Below are 21,407 nucleotides of genomic sequence, written 5' to 3'. Positions count from 1 at the left end.
GCTGTTTTCTCAACGTCCCAGTTTGCCAGCGTCGAAGCGTCTCAGCGTCCCATCGCCCAGATCGCCGCCATGGCAATGACGATCGCGACGAATTGCAGGATCACCCGCCAGCGCATCAGCTTCTGCGACAGATTGGGCGAGCCGCCGCGCGTCATGTTGACGAGGCCGAGAAACAGCACCAGGGCCACCGCGCCGACGGCGATCGGAAGGATGAATTTACCGAGAAGTGAAGCCATTCGCGCTAGATAACACCGCAGACGCAGGAGCGCCATGCCGGATCGGGACGTCCAGGGCTGCAACTTCTGGCTTTTGCATTCGTAATATCGGATTGTAGGAGATCGATTGTTGCGCGGAGTGCAGGGACAGGTGAAGGCGCTTCGCTACATCTTCCACGTCGTCATGGATGCGTTCTACACGTTCCTCGCCGATGACGGCTGGGCGATTGCCAGCCACATCGCGCTGTCCACCCTGATGGCGCTGTTTCCCTTCCTGATCGTGTTGACGTCGCTCGCCGGCTTTCTCGGCTCCAAGGACCTCGCCGACCAGGCCGCCACCCTGATGCTCGAGACCTGGCCGGCGCAGGTCGCGGATGCGCTGACCGGCGAGATCCACGACGTGCTGACCACGACCCGGACCGACGCGCTGACGATCGGTGCCGTTCTCGCGGTCTATTTCGCCTCGAACGGCGTCGAGGCACTGCGGGTCGCGCTCAACCGCGCCTATGGCGTGATCGAGCAGCGGCGCTGGTATTGGCTGCGGCTGGAATCGATCGGCTATACCCTGGTTGCCGCGATCACGGCGCTGGCGATGTCGTTCCTGATCGTGCTCGGCCCGCTGATGCTGGCCACCGCCCGGCGCTATCTGCCGCTGGCGGTCGAGGCCAATGAGCGCTTCGTCAACCTGTCCCGCTACGGCATCACCATCAGCGCGCTGGTCGTCGCGCTGTTCATCCTGCACGCCTGGCTGCCGGCGGGGCGGCGCAGCTTCATGCAGATCATGCCCGGCATCGTCTTCACCTTCGTCGCCTCGCTGGTCTCGGGCATCGTGTTCGGCCAGTACCTGGCGCGGTTCGCCAACAACTACGTCACCATGTATGCCGGACTCGCGTCCGTGATCATCGCGCTGGTGTTCCTGTATTTCATCGCCGCGATCTTCGTGTATGGCGGCGAGCTGAACGCCTCGATCATCAAGTCGCGGTTGCCGCGCGGCGTGTCGCTCCAAGAAGCGCAGTCGCTAGAGCCCGCGGCGAAACGGGCTTGAGCAGGAAGGCATCGGCCCCCGCGGCACGCGAGGCCGCCTCGTCTTCGCCGCGCCCGGACACGCCGATGATCGGGATGGCGCCATGGGGCGCACCAAGGGCGCGGATCCGGGCGATCGTCTCGATGCCGTTGATGCCGGGCAGCACCATGTCCATCAGCACGGCGTCGTAGCTGCCGGCAGCGACCCGCTCGGGCGCGGCTTCGCCGCGGCCGATGAACTCGGCCTGATGGCCGAGCTCGTTGAGGATGGTGTTGAGCACCACGCGGCCGAACGGATTGTCCTCGACGCCCAGGATGCGCAACGGCCGCGTCGGTGCCAGGGTCACGCCGTCCTCGCCACCGCCTGCCGTCGTGTGCGGCGCAGTTGCAATGGCCAGCGTGACCGTCAGCGTGAAGGTGGTGCCGCCACCCTCATTCGACGCCACAGCGACATCGCCGCCCATGGCGCGCGCCAGCTGGCGCACGGAGGACAGCCCCAGACCGGCGCCGCCGAAGCGGGAGGCGATCGAGACATTGGCCTGGCTGAACGGGCGGAACAGCCGCTTGATCTCCTGCAGGGTCAGACCGATGCCGGAATCCGAGACGTGAAAGGCGACCGCAACCTTTCCCTTGCCGGCGCTCCTGGCCGCCTTGCCGCGCGCCGACTTGCCGGCCAGGGCGATCTCAAGCGCCACACCACCCTGCTCGGTGAACTTGACGGCGTTGTCGATCAGGTTCTCGAGCGCCGCCCGAAGCCGGACGGGATCGCCGATCACCAGCCCCGGCAGCGCGTCGGAGACATCGACGCGCGCCTCCAGCCCCTTCGCGGCGGCACGGCCCGACAGCGAGTCGCCCGCAGCCCGCGCCAGCACCCGCAGATCGAACAGATCCTCGCGCAGCAGCGCGCCCGCGGTCTCGTCCTTGGCCGCATCCACGAACAGCGTCGCCAGACTCGACAGATGCTCCGCACCGGCCTTGATCGTATCCACCCAGCGCCGCTCGCGCTCGCCGAGCTCGGAGGTGGCGAGCAGGTCGCTGATGGCAAGAATGCCCGTCAGGGGCGTGCGCACCTCATGCGCGAACACCGCCAGGGCGGCCTCGACGACACCGGCCCCCGGCGATCCAGAGCCCCCGCCCCTGGACATCGAAGCCCCAGACATCGACTTCGCCGTTTCAGCCTTCCGGGCGTGGGATTTGGACGAGCTTCGCCGTCCGCCCGCCATCGCCGTGACCTGAGGAACATGTTTCTTGAGCGGCCGCGCCTTGGCGCGCTCCTTCGCCGGCGCCGCGCCCGCAGCGTTGCTTTTCGGCTTCTGCGTCTTGGACGACGGCCTTCGCGACGATGTCGTCCTGGTGGACGTCTGTCCCCCGGGCGCTCCGGACGCGCGGCCGGGCCTGGGCGCAGCCGGCTTGGCCGGTCGGGCCCGACGCCCCGTACTCATATTCCGAACGCGCTTCATCATGGCCCCTGTGACATGAACTCCGAAAAACGAAGGGGCACTTCTACTGTCATGTCTCGTCGTGCCGCTTTCGATTGAAGCTCCCGATTAACCCGCGCCACTGAGCAGCATGGCACGGTCGTTTCCGGGTGTCACGATGCCCCGGAGGTTGTCCCCGCCGGAAACATGCGGAGACACCGGGACTTGCGGCGGGACGCGGCTAGACCAAGCCGATCCTGTGTCGGATTTCCGCCGGCGGGACGCCTTCCGCGCGCAATGTGCGCAATCCCGTCGCCTGAGTGGACTTCGACAGCTTGCGGCCTTGCTCGTCGCGAATCAGTTGGTGGTGCCGATAGGCCGGCGCGGGCAGGCCGAGCAGCGCCTGCAGCAGGCGATGGACGCTGGTGGCGTGGAAAAGATCCTGTCCGCGCACCACCTCCGTCACGCCCTGCAGCGCATCGTCGACGACGACGGACAGGTGGTAGCTGGTGGGCGTCTCCTTGCGCGCCAGGATCACGTCGCCCCAGGCCTCCGCTCTCGCTTCGACCGTGCCGGTCTCGCCTCCGGGACCGCTGCCGGCCTCGTTCCAGCTCAACCGACCGACGCGGGCGACCGCTGCGGCCATGTCCAGCCGCAAGGCGTAGGGCACGCCGCTGGCGATCAGCTCTGCACGCCGCGTTGCAGATATTGCCTTCGCCACGCCCGGATAGAGCGGCGCCCCGTCGGGATCCCGCGGCCAGCCACCATCGACATCCCGCTCCGCCACCAGCCGCGCGATCTCGGCACGGCTCTCGAAGCTCGCATAGACCAGGCCCATGGCCTGCAGCCGCTCCAGCGCCGAACGGTACTCGGCGAGATGTTCCGACTGCCGCCGCACCGGCTGCTCCCAGCGGATGCCGAGCCAGGCCAGGTCCTCGGTGATCGCCTGCTCATAGTCCGGCCGGCAGCGGGTCGGGTCGATGTCCTCGATGCGCAGCAGGAAGCGGCCGCCGCTCTCCTGCGCGCGCCGGACGTTCAGCAGCGCCGAATAGGCATGGCCGAGATGCAGATAGCCGTTCGGGCTGGGGGCAAATCGGAAAACGGGTGGCATATCATCTCGTCCTTGCAGGACTTGAGCTCGCGTGATCCGACACACATGCTCCTTCGCGGGCACGTTCGATCCGAGATGGATGCGCGGGTCAAGCCCGCGCATGACGATCCAGAAGGCCCTGTCACGATGACCCTCCACCTCGACACCCAGGCCATTCTCGAAGAGGCGATCCGCGATCTCGTCAGACAGGACACCCGCCTCGTGCCGATCCTCGCAGCCACCGGCATGCCGGCGCTGCGGCGGCGGGAGCCGGGCTTTGCCGGGATCGCCCACATCGTCTGCGGCCAGCAGCTGTCCACCGCCAGCGCGGCGGCGATCTGGGGCCGGCTGCAGGCGGCGTTCGATCCGTTCGATGCGGACGCGATCCGCCGTGCCCGGACCGACCGGCTGGGGCGGCTCGGTCTGTCCGCCGCCAAGATCAAGACGCTCAAGCACATGGCCCGCGAGCTCGGTGCCGGCCGGCTGAACCTCGACGTGCTCGCCAATGAGGACGCCGATGCGGCGCACGCGACGCTGACTGCCCTGCCCGGCATCGGCCCGTGGACCGCCGACGTCTATCTGCTGTTCTGTCTCGGCCATGGCGATGCCTGGCCGGCGGGCGACCTGGCGGTGCAGGAGGCGGTAAAGGTCGGGCTCGGCCTGGCCACCCGCCCGACCGCGAAGCAGATGATGCCGCTCGCGGAAGGCTGGCGGCCGCTGCGCGGCGCAGCAGCGCATCTGTGGTGGAGCTACTACCGCGTGCTGAAGAAGCGCGAGGGCGTCATCGCGCCTGCCAACTAACAATTCCGGTCAACGGCGTTTGAAATATAATTGGGGTGCAAAACGGTCATTGAGGTCGGCCAGAATCGCAAGAGATCCGTCCATGATGCCGAGGGGATCATCAGGGTTTCCGCCGGTGGCTGACCCGTGTAGCGTCGCGCAACGCAGCTTGCATGGGGAACAACGGCGATGACGACTCTCGGGACCGGCGACTACACCTATCGTGTCGTCAAGGACTGGGCGAAGCTGCCCGACGGTTGGGCGCTGACCGATGTCGCCTCGGTCGCCGTCGACAGCAAGGACCGCGTCTACGCGTTCAACCGCGGCGCCCATCCTATAATCGTGTTCGACCGCGACGGCAACTTTCTGCGCAGCTGGGGCGAAGGCCTGTTCAGCCGCGCCCACGGCCTGTCGATCGATGCCGACGACAATCTCTACTGCACCGATGACGGCGACCATACCGTGCGCAAGTGCACGCCTGACGGCAAGGTGCTGCTGACCATCGGCCTGCCGGAGCGCCCAAGCCCGTTCATGAGCGGCGAGCCGTTCAACCGCTGCACCCACACTGCGCTGTCGCCGTCGGGCGAGATCTATGTCTCCGACGGCTATGGCAATGCCCGGGTGCACAAATACACGCCGGACGGCAAGCTCATCAGAAGCTGGGGCGCGCCGGGCTCCGATCCCGGCCAGTTCAACATCGTTCACAACATCGCGACCGATGATGATGGCTTCGTGTATGTCGCCGACCGCGAGAACCACCGCATCCAGATCTTTGATGGCGATGGCCGCTACGAGACGCAGTGGAACAATCTGCACCGGCCTTGCGCGCTGTGTGCCTGCGGCGCCAAGCGCAAGACCTTCATCATCGGCGAGCTCGGCCCCGGCATGCCCGTCAATCTCAACGTGCCCAATCTGGGGCCGCGGCTGACCATCACCGACGCCGGTGGTCGGCGGTTGGCGCGGCTTGGCGGCGAGCACGGTCCCGGGCTGGAAACCGGCCAATTCCTGGCGCCGCATGGCCTCGCGATCGACAGCCGCGGCGACATCTATGTCGGTGAGGTCGGCGTCACCAATTGGAGCACGAGCTTTCCCGGCCAGGCCATGCCGGCAGAGGTCAACATCCACCGTTGCCTGCAGAAGCTGGAGAAGGTCCCGGCCTGACGGCATCGGGAAACCGCGAGGCTCGGCGACGCCGGATTTGCGAGCGAGTTGCACCGCAGAGATCCACGCTATTGCCTTGCATCCGACGTGCTTTGGGCGCAGGCTCGGAACGTGGACAAGCGGGGCCCAAGCCGTTCTTGGGGCTTCACAATCCCGTCACGCTGCATGTAGTATGTCAGGGCATGCTGCTTCGCAGCCGTATATGGAGGCCAGGAGCGTTACTTGAACGCACATGTCTCACAAGGCGGTTGGCCGGTGTTGGTGCTGAACGCGGACTTCCGGCCGCTGAGCTACTATCCGCTGTCGCTTTGGTCCTGGCAGGACGCGATCAAGGCGGTGTTCCTCGATCGCGTCAACATTGTCGAGTACTACGACAGGGCGATCCGAAGTCCCTCCTTCGAAATCCAGCTGCCCAGTGTGGTGTCGCTGAAATCCTTCGTGAAGCCGACGACCCATCCGGCCTTCACCCGCTTCAACGTCTTCCTGCGCGACCGCTTCGCCTGCCAGTACTGCCACTCCGGCGACGACCTCACCTTCGATCACGTCATTCCGCGCAGCAAGGGTGGCCAGACCACCTGGGAGAACGTCGTCGCCGCCTGCTCGCCCTGTAATCTCAAGAAGGGCAACCTGACGCCGCAGCAAGCCAAGATGTTTCCCAAGCAGGCGCCCTACGCGCCGACGGTCCATCAGCTCCACCGCAACGGCCGCCTGTTCCCGCCGAACTATCTGCACGAGAGCTGGCTCGACTATCTCTACTGGGACACCGAGCTGGACCCATAGCGACAGGCCGCACGGCTGTTTGTCATACGTGCTCTGACCATCGCAGTGTCAGCTCGCGCGCGGCAGTCGTCCGCATCCGTCGAGGCTTGGCTTGGTGTGCAACCTCGCCATCCCTGTGACCAGAGCCGCCGCGCGAATCTGCGCCGCGCCGGTCTACAGATCGCCGCAACGACCACCGTCTGATCAGGCTTCGCTCGCACGCACGTCGATCCTCGCCAATCCAGGACAAGCGCCCCTCGTCCGCATCTCCCTCTGAGTGACGAGGATCACGCAGGCAGGAGGCCCGGTTCGACTTTCGGTTGTCCTGCTCGAACGCCGCCCGTCTCCAGTCCGACCGATGATCACGGCGCCAAACGGTGCGTTCAACCGGGCACGCCGAACATCACGCCATTGATCAAACGGATACAGGAGAAGGACATGAAGCTTCCGGCCAAGATGAACTGTCGGGTCCCGGCATTGATCCGGAATCCGGTCACCGCTTTCACGCTCGCGACCCTCATCGCCGGGGCCGGGTCGATGTCGACGCCAGCGAGGGCGGCTGAAGGCTGCAACCCGCCATGCCCGAAAGGGCAGGTCTGCGCATTCAAGGACGCGAGAGGCGGCAATGGAGAAACGGTCTGCAAGACCCCGATCAAGATCGAGTGCCCCAACAACAACGACCCGCTCTGCGGTTTGAAGAACACGACCGGTCCGAGCTCACTGCGCGCCAAATAGCCGAGGCCGCCGCGGGCGGCGTCGAGCGACCGATCGCAGGCCTGTGACGCAACACCACCTCGACGCACTCCGCCGCCCGGCCTTGCCGGAGCACGGCGGAGTGCGACCGCGGCTGTCTTGCCTTCGGCGAGAACGATCGGGGCGTGCGAAGCGGCGCGGCGCCGAAGGCCCGCACCGCCCCCACCAGGCCGTCCGAGCGGCCGACGAGTGGCGGCCGCTGGGTATTATTTGACGGATTAACTCCACCTTAGGCCTCTGTTCAGCATGCTCCTGCGCTGCCGCATGGCCGCCACCAGAGCTGCCTTCATCCGTGACCGATCCAGCAGGGCCATCCGTTTCGCGCATGCAGACCGCTCCCACCGACCCCAAGGCGGCGGCGCTCGCGAAAGCCCAGGCCGCCAGCTCGCTGCAGAACATCGCCCTGACCCTGTTCGCCAACGTCGCCATCGCGGTGTCGCTGGCGCTGCTGATCTATCTGCGGGAGGGCAGCGCGCCGATCCTGTGGTGGCTGGCCGCCGCCGTGGCCTTTGCCGTGCTGCGCGCCGCATGGGTCTCGCACCTGAAATCGTCGGGAAAGATCGAGCGACATCCGCATCGCGTGCTTCGCGGCCTGACGATCATGGCGTTCGTCAGCGGGCTGCTCTGGTCGGTGGTCCCGCTCGGCCTGCCGGTCTTCACGCATGCGCACAACGTCAACGACGTCGTCTTCATCATGGCCGGCACCACGACCGGCGCGATCATCCAGAGCCTGGCCTATTCGCCGATGGCGATCGCCTTCGGCGCGCCGCTGATGGGCGCCACGATCCTGCGGATGCTGCTCTCCGGCGGCGACGTCGGCTACATCGTCGCCGCCGACATCGCGTTCCTCACCGTCATGCTGTTCCGCGCGGCACGGCTCGGCGAGCGCAACTTCATCGCCAGCCAGAGTACGACGATCGCGGCAACCGAGCTGGCGGAATCGCTGGCCGCGGCCAACCAGACGCTCGAACGCCTCGTGAGCATCGACTCGCTGACCGGCCTGGCCAATCGCAGCCACTTCCGCTCCGTGGCCGGCGCCGCCTGCGCTGCGGGACGCGGCGTCGCCTTTCTCCTGTTCGACGTCGACAACTTCAAGATCATCAACGACACCCGCGGCCATGATGCCGGCGACCGCGTGCTGCAGACCGTGGCCGCGCTGCTGCGCTCGGCCTGCAGCGGCGACGATCTCCCGGTCCGCCTCGGCGGTGACGAGTTCATCGTGGTACTGCAGGGTGAGGATGTGGCCAATCGAGCCGTTGCCCTCGGCGAGCGGCTGATGCAGGCGCTGCTGCGGCCGGTGATGATTGCCGGCCAGCCACTGGCCGTGAGTTGCTCGATCGGCATCGCCACGCAGGCGGAGGGCGCCATCGACCTGGAGGAGCTTTCGGCCCGGGCGGACGCTGCGCTGTACCGCGCCAAGGACGACGGCCGCGCCTGCATGCGGGTGTTCGACGCCAAGATGCAGTGCGCGCTCACGCTGCAACGCCGCCTCGACGCGGAGCTGCCGGCGGCGCTGGCGCGGCGCGAGCTCCATGTCGAATTCCAGCCGCAGGTCGCGATGGCGACCCAGGAGGTCATCGGCTTCGAGGCGCTGCTGCGCTGGAAGCACCCGACCGCCGGCCTCATTCCGCCGCCCGACATCGTCTCCGCCGCGATCCGGCTGCGCCTGTCCGGCCAGCTCACGGAATTCGTCGGCGAACGCGTCTGCGCGTTCCTGCGGGCGCTCGACCGCAAGAAGGCGCAGGCCATCCGGGTCTCGATCAACGTCTCGCCGCGCGAATTCCCGATCCACTCGCCGGCCCAGACGCTCAAGCTCGTGACCGAGCGCTACGGCGTCGATCCCAGGCGGATCGAGATCGAGGTCACCGAGGAGGCGATGTTCGATCCCAAGCGCTGCGCCGATGAGCTCAAGCTGATCGACGAGCACGGCTTCGCGCTCGCGATCGACGATTTCGGCGTCGGCCATTCCTCGATCGCCAATCTGATGGCGGTCGAGATCGACACCATCAAGATCGACCGCTCCTTCATCGACGGCATCGCCGGCAATCGCAGGGATCAGCAGCTCGTCGCCGCCATCACCGCCGTGGCGCTGCCGCTCGGCCATCGCATCATTGCCGAGGGCGTCGAGCGCGAGGCGGATGCGGAGTGCCTGCGCATGCTCGGCTGCTCCTACGGCCAGGGCTGGCTCTACGGCAAGCCGATGAAGGAGGACGACGCGATCGCCTGGCTCGTCCGGCATCGCAGCGCTGCTCCGCCGGCGGTCGCGCCCATCGTGGCGCGCAGCGCGTAGCCGCGATTGCACACTCGCCACCGTCGGCATCCCGCGCTTCGCCCGCATCGCCTCAGGCATCGCGGCCGCCCCCATCATGCCGACGGCGCCAGAATGGCTGCGCAGCGAAGCGGCGCTCCTGGCCGTACCAGGCCACGAGGTGATCGTCATAGGCTTGCCGGATCGCAGCCAGGCCGGTCGCGTACTCCGGCAGCGCCGCAGCATCGCCATCGAGATGGCGATGGGCGGCCTCGGCTGCGGCGAGGCCGGTGTAGAGCGCGTTGAACAGGCCCTGCGACGACAGCGGGTCGAAGGCGAGCGCGGCGTCTCCGGCCGCGAGCCAGCCCTCTCCGGCCGGCGGTGCAAGCGCGGCGCTGTGCGCGGCGCAGACGCCCGATGACGCGTCCGGCGCGAAGCCGCTGGCGGCGAGAACGGCGCCGAGCTCCGGCAGCCTTGCGGCGCGCGCCAGCAGCGCCGTGGCGCTGCGAGTGTCGGACGCCGCGCCAAGGTCGGCATCGGTATGGAACGCGAGCACGCGGCGATCACCTGGCAGCGGCGCCGTGTACCACCAGCCCTCGGGCTCCGCGGCGGTGAAGGTCACGCCGGCGTCGGCGGCCTGTCGTGCGGCCCCCTGAACCCAGCCGCACAGCAGCTTGTCGCCGGCGTTGCGCTGGCCGCCGAACGGCCGCAGCAGGGTCGAGCTCCGGCCGCCGGCATCGATCAGAAGCGGCGCCCTCACCAGCAGCCGCTGGTCGCGATGGGCGACGCGCAGCTGCCATGCGCCATGCTCCCACGCGACGCCGATCGGGTGCGCCGGCGACAGCACGGCGGCGCCGCGGGCCGTCGCAGCGGTGCGCAGCATCGTTTCGAAGCGGACGCGATCGAGATGCCAGCCATGGCCGAGGGGATCGCGGATCGAATCCTGCTCGTCGGCCGCGGCGCCGCCCCACACGCTGCGGCGGACGTAGCAGGGCGCATGGCGATCGGCGGCGAAGGCGTCCCACAGCCCCATGTCCGCCAGCAGGCGGCGGATCGCGCCCGGCACGGACTCGCCGATGCGCGGGGCGGGCGCCGCGTTGCGCTCCAGCACCAGCACGCGGCGGAACGGCGCCAGATTGAGCGCCGTCATCGCCCCGGCGGGGCCGCAACCGACGACGACGACATCGGCCTCGATCATTCCGTTCGACGTCCGAGACCTCCCGGGAAGCGCCGCACCTTCTCGATCTGCGTCAGGTCGACATCGACGAACACCGCCGGCGTGCCGCGCTGGCTCGACACCCGCGTCCCCGCGGCGCGCAGCTTCTTCTGCGCCTGCGGCGTATCGGTCGCGTCCTTGATCGGCTCGTGCTGATCCTCGACCTCGATCATGGCCGGGAACGCCGCATCGCCGGGACCCTTGCGCACCTCGACGACGCCGAGATGATCGAAGCCGTGGATCATGTTGTTGATCTGGTCGGTGTAGCTCGTCGTTCCCAGCGGTGCGATCCAGGCGGCGCGGTTGGCGAAGGCGGCGAGCCGCTCCTGCATCGGCTTGCCGGTGTCCATGACGATGGCGTAGTTCTCCTCGGTGAGAACCTGGTTCGGCACGCGCGCTGGCCAGAAGCTCGGCACATAGGGATCGTAGCTCTTGTCGTAGCCGGAGCGGCAGCTCGCGGTGTCGGTCTGCCACGGCACCGCCATCCAGCGCGTGATGCTGCCCGGCAATTGGCCGTAGAGCGGCCCGTTCGGAATGGTGACGCCGTCGCTGGTCAGTACCTCGCCGAGGCCCGGCTCGATCCACCCCTCAGGGGCGTGCAGGAATCGAAACGGTTCGAGATACATCGTCGCGGCCCGCACCGGCCACGTCATCTCGCAGCCGGGGTGGAAGGCATCGGCCAGGCAGAATTCGAGCGCGGCGCGCGTGAGGGTCTCGCCCTGCGCCGCGACCGGCACCTCCTCGATCGTCGCCGGGGCCTTGCGCGCAGGATCATAGTCGGGCTCGAAATCCCCCGCCGCCCATTGCTGCAACATCATCAGCTGCGTGTTGCTGAGAGAGGCGTGCTGCAGAGGCGTCTGCGCCGGCGGGATGTTCATGGCGTCGCCATACAGCCACGGCCACGGCACCGGCGACCAGGAATCGATCTTGTCGTTGCGGAACTGGTTGGCAATCACCTTGCGCAGCTCGGCATTCGCCGCGCTGCCGTCGCCGAGCCGCGCGATCCAGTCCGGGCTCGCGAAGTCGAACGCGCTGCGCCAGCCGAAGCCGGCGGCGAAGCCTGCATTCACCCATTGCAGGCCGTTGAGGCGCTGGAAGATCGGCAGGATGTCGAAACTGAAGGATGGTCGCGCCGGGCGCGGCAGCTGGCCGGCCGCGATGGCGACGTCGCGCATCAGGTCCCACAGCGTGCGCACCGATTTCTGCTGCGGTCCATAGTTCGGCGGCGCCACCACGACCCAGGCCGGCACCACGTCGAGCGGCGCACCATCGAGCTCGACGCGCGCCGTCACCGGGCCGTCGGAGACGTCATCGTGCCAGCCTTCATTGTTGGCGAAGGTGATGGCGCGGGAGTGGTCGAAGGATGCCGAATGACCATGACCGCCGAGCACGAGCAGCCGTCCCTGCGCATCGGTGAAGACCTCGCCGAGATAGACGCGCTTGCCCATGAACTCGCCGCTGTCGAATTGTTGCGGCGGGGCGTTCGCCCCGGACACATCGCGACGACCGGGCTTGATCGACAGGCGCGTGCGATCGGCGACGGCGGCGTTGCGCAGCACCGTCGGCGGCGCCGACGCCGCCTCGGGAATGTCGAGCGCGAGCTCGAAGCCATACCACGCCGCCTTGGTGTTCGCGAGCTCGACCGACCAGGTGATCTTGGCATCGGCCGCGGTGAGCTCCTTGACGATCACGCCGCGCGCATTGACGCCATAGACGCGAAAGCGCGCCGCCTGCCGCTTCAGCGCGCCTTGGGCATCGCGATAGAAGCCTTTGGGTGCCGGCGGCGGATCGGGCACCTCGGGCCCGATGAAGTAGTCGCGCGGGCTGGTGCCGACGCGGGCGATGCCGATCGAGGGATAGATCACCGCCTTGACGATGCAATGATCGGGCTCTGCTTTGGGCTCTGCCGCCGGGCGCGGAGCTGTCGGGTCCTGCAGCGGCTGGCCGTTCGCGATATGGCGCACGTTCGCGCTCGACGCATAGACCACCTTGCGCGCCGCGGCGATCGTCGACTCCTTGGCCGGCGCATTCGCCTCCGGAACGCGCCAGATGTTGTAGGCGAGACCTTGGCCATACTCCGGCTGGCCGCGCTCGTTCACGTCCTGGCGGGGCAGCTCCAGGATGCCGACCTCGACGAACGGACTCTCGCTCTCCGGCCAGTCGACCGTCGCACGGTCGAGCGGCATCGTCGCCGGATTGGTGCGCAGCTGCACCATGAAGCGGAAACGATAGGGACGCTGTGACAGCCTGAGCGCGAGGTCGGTGGCGAGATAGTCGGCGGCGTCGTTGGGCACGTTCTCGGGCGGCGTCTCGGGATCGAGACGATACTTCACGAAGCGGTCGCCGCAGCGGAACGGCAGGATCGCCCAATAGGTCGTCGTCAGCACGCTGCCTTCGACCCGGGCCATGGCGTCGAGGATCTTCGCCGTCTTCGGATGCTTGGCGAGATAGCCGGGATAGTCGCCGGCGACGACGCCGGCATAGGTGAACTCACACATCTCCTCGGCATTGTCGACGAAGAACACCGGGTAGTTCTGCATGATGATGTCGGCGGTGTCGCCGTGGGTCCCCAGCGCATCGCTGCCGGCGACGCCGAACAGCTTGATGCCGATGCCGAGCGTCGACTGCAGGTCCGGCGAGGTCGGTGACGTATCACTCGAGAAGCGGACCCAGGCGGGCAGGCGGTGATGGGCGAAGATGCCGACCTTGAGATCGGCCGGCAGGTCGGCACGCATCTCCAAGGTCCCATGCGCAACGCCATGCAGCTTGCGGAACACCGGCCGCTCGGCCGGCCGCTGGCCGAGCGCGATGCGCTTCTCCTGGACGATGCCGACGAACATCTCGTCGAGGCGCTCGGTTGCCTGGTGAGCGCAGTCGAAGCAGGATGGAGGCGTGGGTGAGGACTCGTCGGTCATCGAAATATCTCCCGGCAGGAGCGAAGGGCGCGCGGCGCTGAGGCGAATCTAAAAATTTATGTAACCAATGGTTGTTGAGCCTAGTCGCGCCGGGAATGACGGTCAAGCGTCGGACCGCCGCGCTTGAGGGAGAGCATGATCGCGCGCGTCTCGTGTTGCTCCTTCAATGAGTGAGAAAATGTTGCGCGAGGTCTACGCCGAACGCGCCGGCCCACGCCGCAGCGACGACGAGAACGAGTCCGGGAACCAGCCGCAGCGCGAACGACGACCCGCCGCTGGTCCATGCCACGACGATCTTGCTGATCGTGTTCATCGACAGCGCGGCCAGGACCGGCAGCACGGCTGCGGCGGCATCGATCTTGCCGGAAGCGGCGAGCGTGGCCGCGGCCACGGCAGGCGCATGCGTGTCGACGAGGCCCGCGACCGCCGCGCTGAGCACGAGGCCGGTTTCGCCGAACATTTCGCGCAACCCGGCGGAGATCACCATCACCGCGGAGATCGTCGCGGCCAGCATCACGGCGCCCGGCAGGCTGAAGGCGCGTCCGGGCTCGAGCTCTGCCCTGCTCGCCTGACGCAGGCCGGCGATGGTGAAGATCGCTCCGTAGGCCGCCGCGGCCGCACCGGCGCAGAGCAGCGGGACCAGCATCGCCCGCAGCGCGGCGGGGCTCGTTGCGGCGAGAACCGCGGCGAGCTGGATGACGGTCGCAAGGGTCGACAGCGTCGCGCCGGCCGCGGCTGCCCCGCGCAGCTCGGGCGTGGTGCGCGCCCGTGCGCCCATCGCGCCGATCGTCGCCGTGCTGGAAATGAAGCCCGACGCGAAGCCCGAGACGGCGAGGCCGCCACGGGCGCCGAGCAGCCGCATCGAGACATGGCCGGCGGCGCCGATCGCCATCATGAGGACGACCAGCATCCAGATCGCGCGCGGATTGAGCGTGCCGAACGGACCGAGCGGCCGGTCGGGAAGCAGCGGCAGGACCACGAGCGTGGCGGCGGCGAAGATGAGGCCGTCCCTGAGCTCGCTTTCGCTGAGCACCGAGCGGACGAAATCGTGCAGCACCGGTCGCGCGGCAAGCAGCACCGCCAGGATGACGGCGACCCCTGCGGCCAGAGCCGCATGCTCGGTGGCGAGGCCACCGAGCAGAACGGTCAGAACGAGCGCCGTTTCCGATGTCAGTCCGGGATCGTCGCTGCGGGAGCGCAGATAGGCGATCGCCACCAGGGCGATGACCCCGGCGGTGACGACCGCCAGCAGCGTCCTGCCACCGGCCAGCATGCTGACGGCGCCCGCGAGCGATGCCGCGGCAAAGGTCCTCAGCCCGGCGGGCCCGCGCCCCGGCCCCTCGCCCTTGCGGCGCTCGCGCTCCAGGCCGATCAGAAGGCCGATGCCGAGTGCGACGGTGATCGCGATGATCTCGGGGCTCGGCGCCAGGCTCATGACGTCCGGCATGGGTCAGACCGACTGTTGCAGGGTCCGGGTCCCGTCATGGTGCGACGAACGCGCTGATGATCATCAGCATGCACGTGACGAGACCGATGGCAGGGACCCAGAGCGGCACCCGGACATGCCCGGCCGGCGACGCGACGTTGCGGGCCCGGAGCCGCAGCAGGCACAGATTGACGACGGCAAAGATCGTGAGCGTGACCAGCGACGTCCCCTCCGCCAGGCGCTCCAGCGGAAAGCTCAGCGCGAGCGCCGCAACCGCCAGCATGACGAGCCCGGTCGCGATCAGCGGCGTTCCGGTGCGGCGATCGACGCGTCCCGCAATCCGCGGCAGGTCGCCCTGCTCCGCCATGCCATAGACGACCCGCGCCGTCATCGTCATCTGGGCGAGAACCGTGTTCAGCGTCGACACGATGGCGATCATGTTGAATGTCGCCGGACTGATATGCGCCACGGCGTTGAACACCAGGCTGAGCGGTGCCGGCGACGCCGCGAGGACGGCCGGCGGCACGGCGCTGACGGCAATCGCGGCGATCAGCACGTAGAGAAGCGACGTGATCAGCAAGGCGAGCGCCATCGCCCACGGAATGTTCCGCTGCGGGCTCTTGGCCTCCTCGACGACGTTGGCGAGATCCTCGAAGCCGACGAACGCGAAGAAGGCGAGCAGGCCGGCAAAGGTGACGCCGGAGAGCACGCCGACATCGAGCGGCGGCGGCACGAGCAGCGCCGGGCCGAACGACACGCCGGAGTGAACGGCCGAGACGATGATCCACAGCAGTCCGCCGGTCTCGATCAAGGTCAGCAGGCCCGCGAGCATCACCGATTCGAGAATGCCCCAGGCGGCGACGACGCCGAGCGCCCCGACGATCACCAGGGCGACGAATGGCGCCGGCAGATCGATCAGCTGCCGGATGTAGCCGGCGCCGCCGAGTGTCACTGCGGCCGCAGCAATCACGCCGGTGGCCAGCCGCAGCGAGCCGACGGCCGTCGAGAGCAGCCGCGACTCGAACGCCGCACGGACATAGGCGGCTTCGCCGGCACTGACGGGATAGCGGGTCGCGAGCTCGGCGTAGGAGGCCGCCGTGAAAGCCATCACCGTGGCTGCCAACGCGAAGGCCCACGACGAATAGACGCCGGCGTGACCAGCGACGGCGCCGATCAGGACATAGATGCCAGCGCCCACCGTGACGCCCGTGCCGTAGAGGACGAGCAATGGAAGTCCGAGCCGCCGCCGCAGGCCGGCTGGAGGCACGATGGGATCTTGCGGCACAACGGCGTCCATTCCTGATCACGACGAGCGACGGATGTTGTAGGGGCTTAATCGAGCAAGCGCGAGTTCTCTTGATCTCGGTCAACCGGACCGCGTTCGCGGCTCCCAGCGCTGCGACGTTCGGTCGCCCGTCGGCGTGACGCGCGCGGAGACATGCGTTTGCTGCCTCGCGGCGCGGTTGGCCCGAGCTGTGCTGACGATGTCCCCTCTCCGCCATCGAGAGGGTGCAGGGAAGGCCGAGCCTCGGCTGAGGCCCGTGGCCCCCGTGCGGGGAAAATGCACGGGGCAGGAACCACAGGTACAGCCGGAAACGACCCGGCCCTCCCTGCGCGATGGTTGGAACGGCTGCTCCGAGCTCTCCCCGGGGACCGGCTTGTTTGCCCCCGTCACCCGCGGCGACGCACGAACGTCATCGCGAACTTGGCGCCAGCTTCGGGGCGCCAGGACCACACGGCTTGACCGTCCGCCACGCTGCCAGTCGTCTGCGCGAAACGCGCCTGACATCGCGACGGCCACCACTCCCCACCTCCACGTATCGTGACGACGCGTACGTCCCTCTGCATGCGGCGGGATGCGCGGGAGATAAGCATGAATTCCGAAAATAAGAAACAAGAATCTTTTTCGTGGCACGGCTGGACATCGGCGGTGGATTGCGTGTGCCGGTTCGACCGATTTGCCCGACGGGCAGCCTGCGACCATCCCCTGTGCGCGGCGATTTGAACCACATCTCGTCGACGGTCGACAGATGATCCGGCATTCGGTCCTGCAGGCGTGGCTCCCGTCGCGACGACGTCGGCAGGTTGCGCATGCGGCAGCCCCGGAGACGGATGGCTCGGAGACGGACGGCAATGATGGACACGATGGCGCGCTCACGCCGTCTCGGCTCGATCGGCAGCGTGGTCGGACTTTTCGCGCTCGTCGCAGCGGTCCTGCCCCACTGGGTGTTGCCTGTGATCGATCCGCCGCCGCCCATCGACAAGGTCGTTGTCGACGTCGGACACCGCGTCAAGGACCGGCTGGTGGCACGCATCAAGGGTGTCGACTACCAGGCGCCGGTACACGAGCCATCATGGACCGACCGGCTGCACCAGCAGTTGCCGGTGGCCGCGGTGTCGCTCGGCCTGCTCGCGATCATTCTCGGTGTGGTGGGCCAATTGCGCCGCGAAGAGCGCCACATCGCGGCGATGGCGACGACGCTGGGCGGCTGCGCGATCGCCGTGCAGCTCTCCTTCGTGCTGATGGGCGTTCTGATCGTGATGGCGATCATCTATTTCGTCGGCGATTTCCTTTCGCTGTTCTGATCGCGGGATGCGTGTCCACTCATTCGCTTGCCGCGGGCGAAGCGATTTTTTGTCGATCGAGATCTTTCAACGTCATTGCGAGCGCAGCGAAGCAATCCAGGATGGTGGGCGGGACTCTGAATTGCGTCGTCGCTGCGCTCCTCGCAATGACAGAGAGAAGCAGACCACCACAAACGGATGACCCATTCGTGGCCTGTGTGCCACAGCGAGGCAGCGATTGCTTCCTGCACATTGCCAATGCGATCGTGATGTGATTAGTACGCGGCCGGCGTCGAGCATTCGACGCGGCCGGCGTCGAGCATTCCGCTCCGCCGCACAGGAGAAAGACGATGACTGCGATCATCCGTTGCTCCGCCAGGAGCCGCCGGGCCTGATCCTCGCGTGAGGCGGGGTGTGGCCAGGCACGCGCGCGGCTGCGCGCGCTGTTAGTCCCAGACCATATCTCCCTGTCTTTCTCCAAGGTACCCACATGGGCAATTCCCATCGCGTGGACGGCCGTGCGCCGGTCCACGGCTTCTACTCGTCCAGCTCCTGGATCGAGGGCGCCGCCGTGCGCCAGCTCGAAACCGTGGCTGATCTCGATGGCGTGCGCGCGGTCGCCGGCCTGCCGGACCTGCATCCCGGCAAGTTCGGTCCCGTCGGCTGCGCCATTCTCGCCGACCACATCCACCCGGCCTTCGTCGGCGCGGACGCCGGCTGCGGCATGGCCTTGTTCGCACTCGATCTCGCCGCACGCCGCATTCGCGTCGACAAGGCGGCCGACCGGCTGCGCGACATCGCCAAGCCCTATGACGGCGACATCGCAGGCGAGCTGGCCACGCACGAGCTTGCGTCGTCCGACTTCGATGCGTCGCTCGGCACGATCGGCGGCGGCAATCACTTCTGTGAGCTGCAGGCTGTCGAGCAAGTGTTCGATGCGACCTGCGGCATCGATCGCGACCGCGCTTATCTGCTGGTGCATTCCGGCTCGCGTGGTCTCGGCCATGCGTTGCTCGAACGGCACGTCGCGGATGGACTGAAGCCGCTCGCGCCTGATAGCGCCGATGGCCAGGCCTATCTCGCGGCGCATGACCATGCGCTGCGCTGGGCCCGGCTCAACCGCGGCGTCATCGCGCGGCGGGCAGCAGCGGCGTTGCGCTGCGAGGCCGATCCGGTCTGCGAATGCTCGCATAATTGCGTGGTCCATCGCCGCGAAGGCGTGCTGCACCGAAAGGGCGCGGCGCCGTCCGATCAGGGGCTGGTCGTCGTGCCGGGCTCGCGCGGCGCGCTGTCCTATCTGGTCGCGCCGCTCGCGACGGCGCCGAAGGAAGCGCTGTGGTCGATCGCGCATGGTGCGGGCCGCAAATTCGACCGGTCGTCGATGATCGGCCGGGTCGGCGCCACCAAATCGGATCGCGAGCGGCTGGCGCGCAATCCGTTCGGCGGCCGCGTGATCTGCGAGGACCGCGCGCTGCTCGCCGAGGAAGCGCCGGAGGCCTACAAGCCGATATCAGGCGTGATCGCCGATCTCGAGTCCTTTGGACTTGCGCGCGTCGTCGCCAGCTTCCGGCCGCTGGTGACGGTGAAGAAGATCGCCACCGAGCGGCGGCACAAGGAGGACCGCCGATGAGACGGCTCCTCCTCACCTCGGGACGCGGTCCGGCGGAATGCCGGATCGCCGTCGCGCATGCGCTGCAACGGCTCGCCGAGGAAGCCGAGGCGGCGGAGTGCGACTGCGCGATTGCGCGCAGCGACGCGGAACGTCACGGGCCGGCCAGCGCGATCACCGTGCTGGACGGGCCGGGCGCCGACGCCATCGCGCAACGCTGGACGCAGGGCTCGCTGCTCTGGGTGTGCCGCAGTCCGCTGCGGCCGCATCACGGGCGCAAGAACTGGTTTGTCGGCGTGGTCGATCTGCCACTGCCCGCGCAGGTCCCGGCCTTGGCGGCGGTCGACGTCCGGTTCGAGAGCTTCCGCGCCGGCGGTCCCGGCGGCCAGCACCAGAACAAGACCGAGAGCGCGGTGCGCGCCGTGCATCTGCCGAGCGGCCTCACCGCGATCGCCCGCGACGGCCGCTCCCAGCATCGCAACAAGGCGCTCGCGCTCGCACGCCTCGCGGCGTTGCTGGACGGCCGCGCGCGCGTCGCGGAGGCCGGCGAGGCCCGGCTGGTGCAGGCCGCGCATGACCGCGTCGAACGCGGCGCAGCCGGCCTGCGCTTCGAGGGACCGGCATTCAGGCCGACGGGGTGATGAAGAGCGGCGGGGGCCCCTGTGTCTCCACGTCGTCATGGCCGGGCCTGTCCCGGCCATCCACGTCGTCCGGCATACTGAGGACGACGTGGATGCCCGGGACAAGCCCGGGCATGACGGAGTAACTAACTGGCAGGATCGCTCCTCGAGGTGACTCCTGGCCGATATGCGATTGCCCTGAAAGCGGATGCGAGACGCAGCGCGTGGGAGAAGCCATGCGCCATCTGAGGTTCTTCATGCCCATCATGCCTCACATTCGCACATGACATTGCACTGCGAAACGGCTAAGCGGTCCGCCCTCCCCGGACGGAAAACGAGACGAGCATGGCGGCAGCGGCCCATTGCGGCATCGACTTCGGCACTTCGAACACCACGGTCGGCCTCAGCGATCACGCCTCCGCACAGCTCATCGCACTGGAGGGCGAGCAGCGGACCTTGCCGAGCGCGATGTTCTTCGACTTCGAGGATCACGGCGTGCAGTTCGGGCGCGCCGCGATCGAGCGCTATCTGACCGGGCATGACGGCCGCTTCATGCGCGCGCTGAAGAGCATTCTCGGCACCGCGCTGATCCATGAGAAGACCTATATCCGGCAGAAGGCCGTGCCGTTCTCCGGCATTCTCGGCTTCTTCTTCGCGCATTTGAAGACGCAGATCGAGACGCGGCTGGGCCACGAGGTCGACCAGGTCGTGCTCGGCCGCCCCGTGCGCTTCGTCGACAAGGACGACGCGGCCGATGCCGAGGCGCAAAACGCGCTGGAGCAGATCGCGCGCGAGCAGGGCTTCAGGCACATCGCCTTCCAATACGAGCCGATCGCGGCCGCGCTCGACTACGAGCAGCAGGTGAGCCGCGAGGAGCTGGTGCTGATCGTCGACATCGGCGGCGGCACCTCGGACTTCTCGATCGTGCGCGTCTCGCCGGAGCGGCGCGGCAAGGCTGACCGCGAGGACGACATCCTCGCCAATGGCGGCATTCACATCGGCGGCACCGATTTCGACCGGCTGCTCAGCCTCAAGAGCGTCATGCCGCATCTCGGCTATGGCAGCCTGACCGCCGACGGCAAGCGCAATTTGCCGACCGCCTACTATCACGAGCTCGCCACCTGGCACCGCATCAACCAGCTCTACAAGAAGGGTGTCATCCACGAGCTGCGCCAGATCCGCTACGAGGCCGAGCGGCGCGACCTCGTCGACCGCTTCATCAAGGTGGTGGAGGAGCATCGCGGCCATACGCTGGCGATCGGCGTCGAGCAGGCCAAGATCGCGCTCACCGAGGCGAAGTCGCTGACCTCGGTGCTGTCGGAGAAGGACGAATGGGCGCGCATCAAGTTCACGCGCAAGGATTTCGACCGCGCCATCGCCGATTCCGTCGAGCGCGTCGTCCGCACTGTCACGACGCTGCTCGCTGACGCTGCGGTGGACGCCGCCGCCATCAACACGATCTTCCTCACCGGCGGCTCGAGCATGGTGCCGGCGCTGCGCCAGGCGATCCTGGCGCTGTTTCCGGCGGCGCGCGTCGCCGAGACCGACCTGCTCGGCAGCGTCGGCCTTGGGCTTGCGTTGGACGCGCGGCGCAAGTTCGGCTGACGGC

Annotated in this window: 17 protein-coding genes; 10 read left to right on the top strand and 7 right to left on the bottom strand. The window is 67.8% G+C overall.

Annotated features, from left to right (window positions below):
* Nucleotides 1–41: 41 nt before the first annotated feature.
* Entirely contained in the window at nt 42–236 is a 195-nt protein-coding gene (locus tag QX108_RS28870; protein WP_008964842.1) for a twin transmembrane helix small protein, read from the bottom strand.
* A 130-nt stretch (nt 237–366) separates the two neighbouring features.
* Between QX108_RS28870 and QX108_RS28865 the strand changes: the two genes are divergently transcribed.
* Nucleotides 367–1,260 carry a YihY/virulence factor BrkB family protein gene (locus tag QX108_RS28865; RefSeq protein WP_315726423.1) on the top strand — a complete coding sequence of 298 codons (894 nt, stop codon included), beginning with the start codon at nt 367–369 and terminating at the stop codon, nt 1,258–1,260.
* Here QX108_RS28865 and QX108_RS28860 read toward each other — a convergent pair.
* Together QX108_RS28860 and gluQRS are read right to left on the bottom strand one after the other, a co-directional pair.
* Nucleotides 1,187–2,383, bottom strand: coding sequence for an ATP-binding protein (locus QX108_RS28860; RefSeq protein ID WP_315783976.1), 1,197 nt, complete (start codon nt 2,381–2,383; stop codon nt 1,187–1,189). The genes QX108_RS28865 and QX108_RS28860 overlap by 74 nt on opposite strands.
* A 514-nt stretch (nt 2,384–2,897) precedes the next feature.
* Nucleotides 2,898–3,767: a tRNA glutamyl-Q(34) synthetase GluQRS gene (gluQRS, locus tag QX108_RS28855; protein ID WP_315783974.1), complete on the bottom strand. Its 870-nt coding sequence runs from the start codon at nt 3,765–3,767 to the stop codon at nt 2,898–2,900.
* A gap of 126 nt (nt 3,768–3,893) precedes the next feature.
* Here gluQRS and QX108_RS28850 point away from each other — a divergent pair, with 126 nt between their 5' ends.
* The 5 genes from QX108_RS28850 (at nt 3,894) to QX108_RS28830 (ending at nt 9,489) form a co-directional block, all read left to right on the top strand.
* Nucleotides 3,894–4,547, top strand: coding sequence for a DNA-3-methyladenine glycosylase 2 family protein (locus QX108_RS28850; RefSeq protein WP_315783972.1), 654 nt, complete (start codon nt 3,894–3,896; stop codon nt 4,545–4,547).
* 168 nt (nt 4,548–4,715) lie between these two features.
* Nucleotides 4,716–5,687 carry a peptidyl-alpha-hydroxyglycine alpha-amidating lyase family protein gene (locus QX108_RS28845; protein ID WP_315783970.1) on the top strand — a complete coding sequence of 324 codons (972 nt, stop codon included), beginning with the start codon at nt 4,716–4,718 and terminating at the stop codon, nt 5,685–5,687.
* Nucleotides 5,688–5,909: 222 nt separating this feature from the next.
* Nucleotides 5,910–6,467, top strand: coding sequence for an HNH endonuclease (locus QX108_RS28840; RefSeq protein ID WP_172111355.1), 558 nt, complete (start codon nt 5,910–5,912; stop codon nt 6,465–6,467).
* 417 nt (nt 6,468–6,884) lie between these two features.
* A complete protein-coding gene (locus QX108_RS28835) occupies nt 6,885–7,181 on the top strand; it encodes a hypothetical protein (RefSeq protein ID WP_315722072.1) in 297 nt (98 codons plus the stop codon).
* Nucleotides 7,182–7,524: 343 nt separating this feature from the next.
* Nucleotides 7,525–9,489 carry a putative bifunctional diguanylate cyclase/phosphodiesterase gene (locus QX108_RS28830; RefSeq protein ID WP_315783968.1) on the top strand — a complete coding sequence of 655 codons (1,965 nt, stop codon included), beginning with the start codon at nt 7,525–7,527 and terminating at the stop codon, nt 9,487–9,489.
* A 52-nt stretch (nt 9,490–9,541) separates the two neighbouring features.
* Here the strand turns inward: QX108_RS28830 and QX108_RS28825 are convergent, their stop codons facing one another.
* The 4 genes from QX108_RS28825 to QX108_RS28810 all read right to left on the bottom strand — a co-directional run bounded on the left by QX108_RS28825 (nt 9,542) and on the right by QX108_RS28810 (nt 16,301).
* Nucleotides 9,542–10,645, bottom strand: coding sequence for an NAD(P)/FAD-dependent oxidoreductase (locus QX108_RS28825; RefSeq protein ID WP_315783966.1), 1,104 nt, complete (start codon nt 10,643–10,645; stop codon nt 9,542–9,544).
* Nucleotides 10,642–13,578, bottom strand: coding sequence for a LodA/GoxA family CTQ-dependent oxidase (locus QX108_RS28820; RefSeq protein ID WP_315783964.1), 2,937 nt, complete (start codon nt 13,576–13,578; stop codon nt 10,642–10,644). The genes QX108_RS28825 and QX108_RS28820 overlap by 4 nt, the downstream gene beginning before the upstream one ends.
* Nucleotides 13,579–13,741: 163 nt before the next feature.
* Nucleotides 13,742–15,025: an MgtC/SapB family protein gene (locus QX108_RS28815; protein WP_315783962.1), complete on the bottom strand. Its 1,284-nt coding sequence runs from the start codon at nt 15,023–15,025 to the stop codon at nt 13,742–13,744.
* A gap of 34 nt (nt 15,026–15,059) precedes the next feature.
* The gene (locus tag QX108_RS28810) at nt 15,060–16,301 is read right to left on the bottom strand and encodes an APC family permease (protein ID WP_315783960.1); all 1,242 of its coding nucleotides are present in this window, start codon (nt 16,299–16,301) and stop codon (nt 15,060–15,062) included.
* 836 nt (nt 16,302–17,137) lie between these two features.
* Between QX108_RS28810 and QX108_RS28805 the strand changes: the two genes are divergently transcribed.
* The 4 genes from QX108_RS28805 (at nt 17,138) to QX108_RS28790 (ending at nt 21,403) form a co-directional block, all read left to right on the top strand.
* The gene (locus QX108_RS28805) at nt 17,138–17,590 is read left to right on the top strand and encodes a hypothetical protein (protein ID WP_315783958.1); all 453 of its coding nucleotides are present in this window, start codon (nt 17,138–17,140) and stop codon (nt 17,588–17,590) included.
* Nucleotides 17,591–18,059: 469 nt separating this feature from the next.
* Nucleotides 18,060–19,199 (top strand): RNA ligase RtcB family protein, encoded by a 1,140-nt coding sequence (locus QX108_RS28800; RefSeq protein ID WP_315783956.1) that lies wholly within the window; start codon nt 18,060–18,062, stop codon nt 19,197–19,199.
* Entirely contained in the window at nt 19,196–19,819 is a 624-nt protein-coding gene (gene prfH, locus QX108_RS28795; protein ID WP_315783954.1) for a peptide chain release factor H, read from the top strand. Before QX108_RS28800 ends, prfH begins: the two co-directional genes overlap by 4 nt.
* Nucleotides 19,820–20,143: 324 nt before the next feature.
* The gene (locus tag QX108_RS28790; RefSeq protein WP_315783952.1) at nt 20,144–21,403 is read left to right on the top strand and encodes an Hsp70 family protein; all 1,260 of its coding nucleotides are present in this window, start codon (nt 20,144–20,146) and stop codon (nt 21,401–21,403) included.
* Nucleotides 21,404–21,407 lie beyond the last annotated feature (4 nt).

It is taken from the genome of Bradyrhizobium sp. SZCCHNR1002, from assembly GCF_032381435.1.
GTDB classification, from domain to species: Bacteria; Pseudomonadota; Alphaproteobacteria; order Rhizobiales; family Xanthobacteraceae; genus Bradyrhizobium; species Bradyrhizobium aeschynomenes.
The sequence above is the reverse complement of the archived record's forward strand: the minus strand, read 5'-3'. Positions and strand labels throughout refer to the sequence as shown.